Annotated in this window: 8 protein-coding genes; 2 read left to right on the top strand and 6 right to left on the bottom strand. The window is 59.1% G+C overall.

What is annotated here, in order from left to right; translation table 11 throughout:
* Positions 1-771: 771 nt before the first annotated feature.
* Positions 772-1,653 (top strand): prenyltransferase, encoded by an 882-nt coding sequence (locus tag F6Y09_RS15745; RefSeq protein WP_218944181.1) that lies wholly within the window; start codon positions 772-774, stop codon positions 1,651-1,653.
* Here the strand turns inward: F6Y09_RS15745 and F6Y09_RS15740 are convergent.
* Positions 1,613-1,780 (bottom strand): PQQ-dependent sugar dehydrogenase, encoded by a 168-nt coding sequence (locus tag F6Y09_RS15740; RefSeq protein ID WP_246180557.1) that lies wholly within the window; start codon positions 1,778-1,780, stop codon positions 1,613-1,615. The genes F6Y09_RS15745 and F6Y09_RS15740 overlap by 41 nt on opposite strands.
* 156 nt (positions 1,781-1,936) lie before the next feature.
* Between F6Y09_RS15740 and F6Y09_RS15735 the strand changes: the two genes are divergently transcribed.
* On the top strand, positions 1,937-4,114 hold the full coding sequence (locus tag F6Y09_RS15735) for a TonB-dependent siderophore receptor (RefSeq protein ID WP_152207871.1): 2,178 nt from the start codon (positions 1,937-1,939) through the stop codon (positions 4,112-4,114).
* Between the two features lie 126 nt (positions 4,115-4,240).
* On the opposite strand, the gene F6Y09_RS15730 is transcribed toward F6Y09_RS15735, so the two are convergent.
* From F6Y09_RS15730 to F6Y09_RS15710, 5 genes are all read right to left on the bottom strand, one after another.
* The gene (locus F6Y09_RS15730; protein WP_152207870.1) at positions 4,241-5,062 is read right to left on the bottom strand and encodes a (2Fe-2S)-binding protein; all 822 of its coding nucleotides are present in this window, start codon (positions 5,060-5,062) and stop codon (positions 4,241-4,243) included.
* Positions 5,049-7,079 carry a Fe(3+)-hydroxamate ABC transporter permease FhuB gene (fhuB, locus tag F6Y09_RS15725; protein ID WP_152207869.1) on the bottom strand — a complete coding sequence of 677 codons (2,031 nt, stop codon included), beginning with the start codon at positions 7,077-7,079 and terminating at the stop codon, positions 5,049-5,051. Before fhuB ends, F6Y09_RS15730 begins: the two co-directional genes overlap by 14 nt.
* Entirely contained in the window at positions 7,069-8,001 is a 933-nt protein-coding gene (locus tag F6Y09_RS15720) for an iron-siderophore ABC transporter substrate-binding protein (RefSeq protein WP_152207868.1), read from the bottom strand. Before F6Y09_RS15720 ends, fhuB begins: the two co-directional genes overlap by 11 nt.
* Positions 7,991-8,764 (bottom strand): ABC transporter ATP-binding protein, encoded by a 774-nt coding sequence (locus tag F6Y09_RS15715; protein ID WP_152207867.1) that lies wholly within the window; start codon positions 8,762-8,764, stop codon positions 7,991-7,993. The genes F6Y09_RS15720 and F6Y09_RS15715 overlap by 11 nt, the downstream gene beginning before the upstream one ends.
* 63 nt (positions 8,765-8,827) lie before the next feature.
* Positions 8,828-10,651, bottom strand: a complete 1,824-nt coding sequence (locus tag F6Y09_RS15710; protein ID WP_152207866.1) for an ABC transporter ATP-binding protein — start codon at positions 10,649-10,651, stop codon at positions 8,828-8,830.
* Positions 10,652-10,825: the final 174 nt, after the last annotated feature.

The raw sequence follows: 10,825 nt of genomic DNA, 5'->3' as shown, positions 1-10,825 counted from the left end.
ACAGGCTTTGGGGGTTTTCGGTAGTGGTGCCGTTTCCACTGCTGAAAGTAGCATTCTCAAACACGTTAGTGGTCGAGTAACCCCAATCGGTAATCAGCTCCGCGTTGGCAACTGAGGCGCCCAGTGCAAAGGGCACGACAAGAGATGATAGAAGCGTTCTTTTAAAGGTAGTGTTCATAGTTGTCTCTCCTTGGTTATGGACGCTGGTAGCGGTAAACAAATACGCACATCAGCGGTACCAAGTAGTAAGCATCATCCATACCACTTATTTAAAATTCCAATATTTCAATGAGATATAATAAAAACCTAATTGATGTAGAGATGCAGGTGTAAGCATCTTCGACATTGACGGCGCCTAAATGCATCGCCTTAGGCGTCATGTTTTATTTCAGCGATGGCTTTAAGCAGGGTGATCGGAATAAAAACATTTAAATAGGTCGTTTTATAGTTATTCCTGCATTTAAAAGGTACTTAGACACCAAACCGACCTCAAGGTACGTAAATTATGCTGACGCCCACAAAGCAAGGCCGATTTATATGATCTCCATTTAGAAGAAATTCTGGTCTTTTTTTTTGCGCCAGCCATGTCGATTAAGGCTATATGTCGTTTTCAAAGATCAATACCGGGTCGTAAGGCAGGGCTTTCTTGTGGGAGTTCATTCCGTCGATATTCTTTACAGTCGTTAATCCTGTTGAACGGCGTAGCTCTGCGCCCGAAAATGGCTACGCAACGTTGGCTCAATCGCTGACGGAGTCATGGAAGCAAAAACTATGAGTATATGGCGAACGGCGCGTCCGCCTTTCCTGTTGTTGGCGCCAGTTTGTGTGCTGCTGGGCTGGGCAACGGCAGCGCGTTTCGGTGGCCACTGGCTCGGGCTGAATGTGTTGCTGGTTATGGTCGGCGCTCTTGCGGCTCATGCAGCTGTGAATGTGTTCAATGAGTATGAGGATTTCCGCTCTGGCCTGGATGCCAGCACCCGGCGCACGCCTTTCAGTGGGGGCAGTGGGTTTCTGCCGGGTCATCCGCAAACGGCGCCCCTGGTGCTGGCTATGGGCGTTTTGATGCTGCTGGCAGTGGTCGCTGTCGGCGTGTGGTTTCTCTGGCAGACACGGCTCGGAATTCTGCCGTTCGGGGTGACCGGACTGGCCCTGGTGCTTGCCTATACGCGCTACCTGACACGAAGCCCGCTGCTTTGCCTGTGGGCGCCGGGGGCCGGCTTCGGGCTGTTGATGATTCCCGGGACAGACTATGCTTTAACCGGGACTTATTCCATCGAGGCGCTGGCGGCTGGGCTGGTCGTGTTCTTTCTGGTCAACAACCTGTTACTGCTCAACCAGTTCCCGGATGTGGAGGCGGACAGGGCAGCAGGCCGGCGTCATCTGCTTATCCGCTATGGCTATAACACCGGCGCCCGCGTATTTGCAGGCCAGGTGCTGGCTGCCTATGGCGCACTGGTAATCGCCGTGGTGGTGCAGCTACTCCCTTTAACCGTGCTTGTCGGTTTGCTGACGGCACCGGCTGCCGTCTGGAGCGCGTACCGGATTGTGAGGTTCCCTCAACAACCCGGCCGCCTGGCGGGAACGATGGCAGCGAACGTCCTTGTTTGCCTGCTTACCCCTGTGCTGATGGCGCTCGGGATGATTTTGCCTTAAAAAACCACCAGAGGGCACCGTCAGGGTCCATCCGTACATCGCGGATACGTTCAGCCAGGCTTTCCAGAAGATCCTCTTCCTCTTTGACTTCCTCGTATTCGATGCTCAGGCGTACCAGTTTCCGCATCTTCAGGGCTCCCACGAGGAGTCCTGCCTGCAGAGAAATAGATAGGACGATAAAAACTTGATGAATCAGTGTTTCTGTCTTTCAAATGATAATGATTCGTATTAATATGCGCAAATAAGATCTAAGCCCACACCGAACCCTGTAACGGAGAAAAAGATGTCCCGAATTCCGGAACCCGTATTCCGCCGCAAGACACTGTTCACAGCAATCGTTTGTGCAACCCTGCCGGCTTTCGCTTCAGCCCAGGAAAACCAGGCCACAACCCTGGAAGCACTGGAGGTATCCGCTGAACGTGGCCAGGTGTCCTCTGAGTCCACCGGCAGTTACACCAGTGGCGCAACCACGACCTCCATGAAGATGGAACTCGGGCACCGGGAAACGCCGCAGGCAATAACCGTGGTGACCCGCGAGCAGATGGACGATTTTGCCCAAAATGATATCAACGACGTTCTTGAAGGCACTACCGGGGTGACGGTGGAGTCGGTCGAGACGGATCGCACTTACTACACCTCTCGCGGGTTTGATATCAACAACTTCCAGTACGATGGCGTCGGCCTGCCGGCGGTCTACGATAACGTCCAGGGCGAACTGGACACCGCATTCTTTGACAGGGTCGAGGTGGTGCGGGGCGCCAATGGCCTGATGACCGGCACCGGTAATCCGTCAGCAACCGTTAACTTCATCCGTAAACGCCCGACAGCAGAGACCAATGCCTCGGTTGCTGTCACCGGAGGATCCTGGGACCAGAAACGCATTGTCGGGGATTTGTCTGGCGCGGTTTCGGAATCCGGTGCCGTCCGTGGCCGGGTAGTGGCCGGTTACGAGGACAAAAATTCCTACCTGGACCGCTACAGCAATGAGAAACAGATGTTCTACGGCGTGCTTGAGGCCGACCTGACGGACACCACGCTGCTGACGCTGGGCCACTCCATCCAGACCTCGGATACCGACAGCCCGCTGTGGGGCGCGTTGCCGCTGTTCTACACCGACGGCACCGCAACAGATTTCGCCCGCTCAACCAGCACCGCGTCGGACTGGTCCTATTGGGACAACACCCAGCACAACAGTTTTGTGGAACTGCAACAGGAGCTGGCAGGGGGCTGGCAGGCCAAGGGCACTGTATTCCGGCTGGAGAATGACAGTGATTCAGAGTTGTTCTACCAGTTCGGTACTCCGGATCCACAGACCGGCGAAGGGTTAATGGCCTACCCGAGCCAGTATGATCTCAACATAGAGCAGTGGGTGGTGGATGCCTATACAACTGGCCCCTTCAACCTGGCCAATCGCACCCACGAACTGGTACTCGGTGCGACCTGGTCGCGCTCTGAAACGGTGGACGAGTCCCGCTATGGTCAAGGCATTGGCAACCCACTTCCGCCCCTGAATCAGTGGGACGGTAACTACTCCCGGCCGGCCTTCAATAACGGCGTTGATGGATCGGACTGGACGGATCGTGAGGCCTCAACCTACGCCGCCGCGCGCTGGACCCTGACGGATAACCTTACGGCGATTACCGGGCTTCGTCTGTCCTGGCTCGATAGCGAAGGCACCAGCTACGGCCTCACAAAAACAACCAGTTATGATGCGGTTGAAACACCCTACGCCGGGCTGATCTACGATCTGAACGACGACCATTCCGTTTACGCCAGTTACACCGAAATCTTCACCCCACAAACCGAGCTGGACATCAACCGCGGCCGGCTGGACCCGATTGATGGCGTCAACTATGAGCTGGGGCTCAAGAGTGAGTTCGTGGATGACCGCGTGAACACCACTGTGGCTCTGTTCCAGACTGAGCAGCACAACGTCGCCGAGGCTGCCGGAACTTTCCCGGGTACTCAAGACCCTTATTACCGGGGGATAGACGGTCTCCAGAGCCAGGGTGTTGAACTTGAGTTTGTCGGAGACGTGACCGATCGAATTCAGTTGTTCGCCGGTTACACCTACGTGGACATTGAAGACGCCGGTGGCAACTCTGCCAGATCCTTTGTGCCGGAGCACCTGGCACAGCTACGGGGAATCTGGAAAGTGCCGGGCGTCGAAGGCCTGGAGGTCGGAAGTCAGGTGCGCTGGCAGTCGTCTATCAGCCAGGATCAGGGCGAGGCCACAACCGGGCCCAACGCCGGAGCCAAGATCGTTACCGAGCAGGAAAGCTATGCGGTGGTGGATCTGATGGCCAGCTACGACTTCGCCCCCGACTGGAATGCCAGGCTCAATGTCAACAATGTCAGCGACGAAAAATACATCGAGAGTCTCAAGAAGTTTGGCGCATCTGCCCAGGGCTTCTACGGAGAGCCGGCAAACGCCAGCCTGACGGTTTCCTGGGTTTACTGACCGGAAAGCTGGGGGCGGGGAATCATTCCCGCCCCCTTTTGACCCAACGACAGAAGGGAGGAAAAGGAATGACACCTGAACAGGAAATTATCGAAGGATTAAAACTGGCCGCAGGTGCTGGCGTGGTTAACGGCCTGGTTGCCATTGGCCTGGTCCTGGGCTCGGGTTTTGTTGCCTGAGGGCTGCCAGGCGCTGCTTGCGATAGACACCACAGGTGCCGCAATATTCACCTCCCGGCAACAGATACTTCAGACAACACCCCTTCCGCTGCGGAATGGCTGTCGTCTGCCCGCCGAACACAGCCGGAATCCAGTCGATGAACTGGTTGGCGTCGTTGCTGAACTCCGCGAGCCAGCGCTGGGCCAGATCACAGGTTTGATCAGGCTCTACCAGATTCCACACCATCGAAAATGGCGCCCCCAATCCAAGCCCGATACTGCTCCAGTAGGCTCCGGGGCTTACCCCCAGTTGCTGCCTGAACACGGGATACCACGCCCTTGTCTGCATCCCGACCGAGCGGACAAAGTGTCCCTCATCGACGGCGGGCACACCTGGTGCCTGGAACCAGCGTGAGGTGGTCGTCTCTCCATCCTCTGCAGGAGCGAGAAAAATACGCTGGGGATCGGGCAGGGGAGCCTGGCCGTCCCGGAACAGGGCTACGGTAAGTGGGGCAATCACATTTAACGCCAGATCCTGCTGAAGTACAGAAACCCGGGCCCGGACTGAGCGCGATTCGGAGGCGTGGGGGTAATCGGCGTTTACCTGATTGATCAGCAGCGCCGGGTATTCCAGGCAGTGTGCCAGCGAAAACAGGCCGCGTCGCACGCCGGCAGCAGCCGGAGAAGCCTGGGCAAGTAGGGGTTCCTGATCCACTCCGGCCGACGCCAGGAGCCGGGCGTAACGTTCGGCCCATGGGGCTGTCATTCCGGCGTTGTCACGTGTGGCCATGGCGGCTTAATCCCCACAGGAAATAAACGCCACCAACCAGCGCGGCCAGCAAGCCGGCCGGCAACTGGTTGGGAAAGACCACGATTCGGGACAGGTAATCCGCCACGGCAAGCAGCAGGCCGCCTACCAAAGCTGCGACGATTAACTGCCGGCCAACCGTTTGTTGCCCCAGTACTCTTGCCAGGTGTGGTGCAATCAGCCCCACGAAACTCAGTGGGCCGATCACAACCGTCGCCGAGGCGGTCAGCGCCGCCGCCAGTAGCAGAAGCAGCAGCCGGGCACGAGACACCGAAAGCCCGAGGGACGATGCCGCCGTATCGCCGAGGGGCAGAATCGTCAGTGGGCGCACAATCAACAGCAGCAAACCACTGACCAGCACCACGAAGCCCAGCAGGCCGAAAGCCTCGCTCTCGGAGATCAGCCAGGTGGAACCGTACATCCAGTTCAACAGTTGCGAGGCAACGGTTCCGCCAGAGGCCATCACCAGCCGCAGGCCGGCGTCCATGAACACGTACAGGGCCAGCCCGCCAAGCAGCAGCTGATTACCCGCGAACCGGTGCTTGCGGGCGAGCAGTATCAACAGGCCAAGGGCACCAGCGGCCCCCAGTGTGGCTGCACCAAGCTGGCCAAGCCGGCTGACTTCTGCACCCGAGAGTACAATCAATACCATGACCAGTGCGGCGCCACCGCTGATGCCCAGCATCTCCGGGCTGCCCATGGGGTTGCCCGTCATCCTCTGAATCAGTGTGCCGGCGAGCCCCAGCGCCACGCCGGCAAGCATGGCTGCCAACAGCCGCGGGCCGCGCCATACCCAGACTTGGTCCCATTGCGTGATCGCCGTCCAGTTCCAGCCCTCCAGGCCCGGAGCCCAGCCCATGGACACAATCACGGTGATGAAAAGCAGGGCGGTAATGATGCCGGTGACCAGAACGGGAGGCCGGCGCTTGGGCAGAAAACCCGCCGGGCCGGATTCCTGCCCCGGCATGTGGTGGGTGTTCCGAAAACTCTGCAGGGCCAGCAGGATGATCGGGCCGCCAATCAGGGCGGTGGTGGTGCCAGTGGGCACCAGGGAACCATCACCCCAGGTGGAGGCCCAGTGTGCGAGAGTGTCTGCCAGAAGCAGCAACCCGCCGCCCATGAGGGTGCTCCAGAGCAGCCTTCTGCCCAGGGTGCGGGCGCCCAACAGCCGGGCCAGCACCGGTGCAGCCAGCCCCACAAAGGCCACCACGCCAACCCGGCTGACCACCGTGGCCGTCATCAGAACCACCAGAAACAGCGCCAGTGCGCGAATAAGCCCAACGCTGGCACCGAGGGCACTGGCGGAAGTCTGCCCCAGTTGCAGCAACTGCAGCGGCCGCATCAATAGCAACATCAGAATGGCGAGAATAGCCACGCGGGGCCAGAGCTCCGTAAAGGGCCCCCAGTTGTTCTGGACCAGGGAACCGGCACCCCAGATAAACAGATTGCCCAGCCACTCTCCCTTGAGTAGCAGGAATGCCATGTTCATGGCACCCAGGAAGAAGGTAGTGACCAGCCCGGCCAGAATAACGGTTACCGGTGAGAACCCAAGCCGCCAGGTGAGGACGATGACCAAACCGATAGCCAGCAAACCTCCGGCAATGGCTGCCAGGTCGGGGCTGAAGGCCAATAAGCCCGGTACAAACAGTGTTGCAATGGTGATGCCAAATTGACCACCGGCTTCTACGCCAAGGGTGGTGGGAGAGGCCAGCGGGTTACCCAATACCTGTTGGGTGACGGCCCCGGCCAGCCCCAGCCCGCAGCCGATCAGGATGGCGATGGACACCCGGGGTGCCCAGCTATAATGGGCCAGTACCGACGAATAATTATCCGGGTCAAAGGTCCAGAAGGCGGACACCAACGCCTCGGCATCGAGTTCACCAAGCCAGGGCGCAGAGCTGGCGAACAGGGCCCCCAGCCACAGAATCACCGCCGCGAGCGGGAGTTTTGCGGGGATGGCGGGGCGTGAAACAGGTAGGCTGGAAGCGTCAGCGTACATTATCGGAGCCTCCTTCCAGCAGGGCATCGGTGAGCATGATCGCCAGTCGTTTTACTGGGAAAACACCGCCGAATGGCCAAACTGCGTCTATCTGATACACCTGGTTTCGCGTGACCGGGGGGAGGTAGGTCCAGAATGGGCTGTTGTCCAGGGTATCGGCAAGGCCGGGCGAAACCGGGGACATCACCACAATGCGACTGTCCCGGAAAGGGGCGATGGCTTCCAGCCCGACAACGGAAAAACCCCAGAAATTACCCTGCCAGGGCCAGGCATTTTCAAGCCCCAGGGCGCTCAGGGCGCTCTGATACAGGCCGTTGGGTGCGTATATGCGCACGTGACGGTCATCCAGGAAGTTGACCAGGGCAACAGGTCTGTCTGTCATGCCTGATTCTTCAAGCCGCTGGCGCTGGGCTTCCAGGGTCTGCTCGATGTCTGTCAGAATGGCGTTGGCGCGGTCTTCACGGCCAAGCATTTCGCCGAGCGTTGTCAGCATCTCGGTGGCTTTTTCGAACGGTCTGTTGCCGTCCCTGTACACACTGACTGCATATGTCGGTGCGATGCTTGCCAGCAGACCGGAGGCGGGGGCCATTTCCGAACTGGTCACGATCAGGTCCGGGTTCAGTTCGGCGATGGCCTCCAGGCTCGGCGCCACCCGGGTTCCGATATTGGGAACCTGGCCTGGAAGCGCCGGCTCAGTTACCCATACGTCATAGCCATCACGGTCTGCCACGCCCACGGGCGTCACGCCAAGCAGCAGGAGGGCTTCCGTGGCTGCCCAGTTCAGGGCAACGATTCGTTCCGGTGGTTTGTCCAGAGTAATGGTGCCCTGCTCATGTTGCCAGGTTCCGGCACTGGCCGGCAGCACCAACAGGCTGGTGAGCAGCAGAGCCATAAAGGCTCTGGCATCCGACTCAATGGACATAAGACACCCACTGACCCGGCGCCCGCTCCATCACGCCCATGGGTACACCGTAGATGGTTTCCAGAATCCCTGAATCCATAATGTTCCGGGGACTGCCGTCGGCAATCAGTTGTCCCGACTTGAGTGCCACCAGCCGGTCGCAGAAACGGGCGGCCAGGTCTACATCATGCAGCACCACGACCACGGTGAGTTCCCGTTCTTCCGCCAGGCGGTGCACCAGGCGCAGGGTTTCCACCTGGTGTTTCACGTCGAGGGCGGAGATGGGCTCATCCAGCAGCAGGCAGCGGGTTTGTTGGGCCAGCAGCATGGCAATCCAGGCACGCTGGCGTTCTCCGCCGGATAGGGTGTCGACGGAGCGATGCGTAAACTGGGTAAGCCCGGTATCGACAATGGCCTGGTCGATCAGCCGGTGGTCCTCTTCGTTGTAGCGGCCCAGGGGCCCGCGCCAGGGATAGCGGCCAAGAGCGACGAGTTCCCGTACGGTGAGGCCATCGGTGCCGGGTGGGTGTTGGGGCAGGTAACCCACCGTGCGGGCGAATTGCCGGGCGCCGGTGGTGCGGAAAGAGCTGCCAAGCAGGCTGACATCGCCCGAGGTGGGAGACATCTGCCGTGCCAGAATCTTCAGCAGTGTGGACTTGCCGGAGCCATTGCGACCGAGAAGCGCAGTCACCTCGCCTTCGCGGAACTGGGCGTTGATGTTCCGGAGGATAGAGGCATCGCCGAGGTTCATGCCCAGGCCGGACACTTCGAAGAACGCAGACATGCAGGCTCCCGTGATTCTTAGGTCCTGCATGTTAATCTAAATGATAATTACTATCAATAAATCTTAGGGATTTGGAAGCGACGTGACCACCGGGCTATACACTTGACCGGTCTGAACCCGCCACTGAGCCGCATAGGGTCCGTTGTTCGCCACCAGCTCCTCGTGGCGCCCGGACTCCACAATCTGTCCCCCATCCACCACGGCGATGGTGTCAGCCTCCACAATGGTGGACAGCCGGTGGGCGATCATGATCACCGTGCGATTATGGCCGATGCGCTTCAGGGACCGCTGGATGGCGGCCTCGGTTTCGTTGTCGACGGCGCTGGTGGCTTCGTCCAATACCAGGATGGGTGGGTCTTTCAGCAGCGCCCGGGCCAGGGAAAGTCGCTGGCGCTGACCGCCTGAAAGACGCACTCCGCGTTCGCCCACAGCGGTGGACAACCCTTCGGGCAGTGCTTCGATGAAGGACCAGGCCTCGGCGGTTTTTGCCGCCTCAATGATCTGTTCATCACTGGCGCCGGGGAAGCCATAGGCAAGATTGTCACGGATGCTGCCCTCGAACAGGTAAACATCCTGGCTGACCAGCCCGATAGCCTCCCGCAGAGATTTGAGACTGACGGACTGAATGGGCTGGCCGTCGATGCGAATCTGCCCTCCGGAAGGGTCGTAAAACCGCAACAGCAGCTTGATCAGTGTCGACTTGCCGGAGCCGGTGGCACCAACCAGTGCCAGAGTATTTCCGGCCGGAACCTGAACCGATATGTTGTCGATGCCAGCGCCGCTGGACGGGTAGTGAAAACTGACGTGCTCGAAGGTGACTTCACCCTTTACCGGCTTCAGAAGTGCTTCGTTGGCATCGTCCCGCACATGCACCGGCTCGGCCAGCAGGTCGAGGATGCGGCGGGTGCTGGCCATGGCCCGTTCAAACAGGTCGATCACTTCGGCAAGCCCGGTCAATGGCCACAGCAGGCGCTGGGTCAGGAACACCAGTACTCCGTAGGCGCCAACATTCAGGGTGCCTTCCAGAGCCATCATGCCACCGACGGTAAAGGTGGCCAGGAAACCCGCCAGGATGGCCATGCGGATCACCGGGATAAACGCTGAACTGATGCGAATGGCTCGGCGGTTGGCCTCGACGTAGGCCTCACTGCTGGCCTTGAGGCGTTCGGCTTCACGCTGTTCCGCCGTGAAGCTCTTGATGGTGGCGATGCCACCCAGGTTGTTGGCCAGCCGGCTGGACAGATCGCCCACTTTTTCCCGCACATCCGCATAGAGTGGGCCGGCCTTGCGCTGGAAGTAGAAGGCGCCCCAGACGATCAGCGGGATCGGGGAGAATGCCAGCAGGGCAATCAGCGGTGACAGCACAAAGAACACCGCACCCACCGCCACCACGGTCACCACCACCTGGATCATGGCATTGGCGCCGCCATCCAGGAATCGCTCCAGCTGGTTGACGTCATCGTTCATGGTGGCAACCAGCTGACCGGAACTGCGGGCCTCGAAGAAGCTCATGTCCAGTTTCTGGGCATGTTCGTAGGCATCCTGCCGCAGGTCCGACTGCAGGCGCTGGGCCAGGTTGCGCCAAAGAATCTGGAACAGGTACTCGAAGATGGATTCACCGGCCCAGATAAAAAAGGTGAGGACCGCAAGAATGGTGATCTGTTCCTGGGCCGTATCGAAACCCAGACCGGAGACAAAACTCTCTTCCTTGTTCACCACCACATCGATAGCGATACCGATCAGAATCTCGGGTGCAATGTCGAACAGCTTGTTGATAATGGAGCAGGTGGTCGCTGCGATAATCTGCCTGCGGTAACCCCGGGCGTACTTCAGCAGGCGGCCAAGTGCGGCAAAACTGCTGGTGTCGTGATGGCTGTGTGAGGACATACGTCGCTTGTCTCCCCTGGAATTTGCAGGCAAAAGGGTGGCAAGGGTAGCGGATTTCCCTGGGCTTTAAAACAGAATCATTATCACTTGCGGCCTGTGGCGCACTGGTAATCGCCGTGGTGGTGAACTAGTTTTGTCCCGGTTTCTGTATAATCTCCGCTTTCGCAACAGCGT

The sequence above is a fragment of the Marinobacter changyiensis genome (genome assembly GCF_009193265.1).
Taxonomy (GTDB): domain Bacteria; phylum Pseudomonadota; class Gammaproteobacteria; order Pseudomonadales; family Oleiphilaceae; genus Marinobacter; species Marinobacter changyiensis.
The sequence above is the reverse complement of the archived record's forward strand: the minus strand, read 5'-3'. Positions and strand labels throughout refer to the sequence as shown.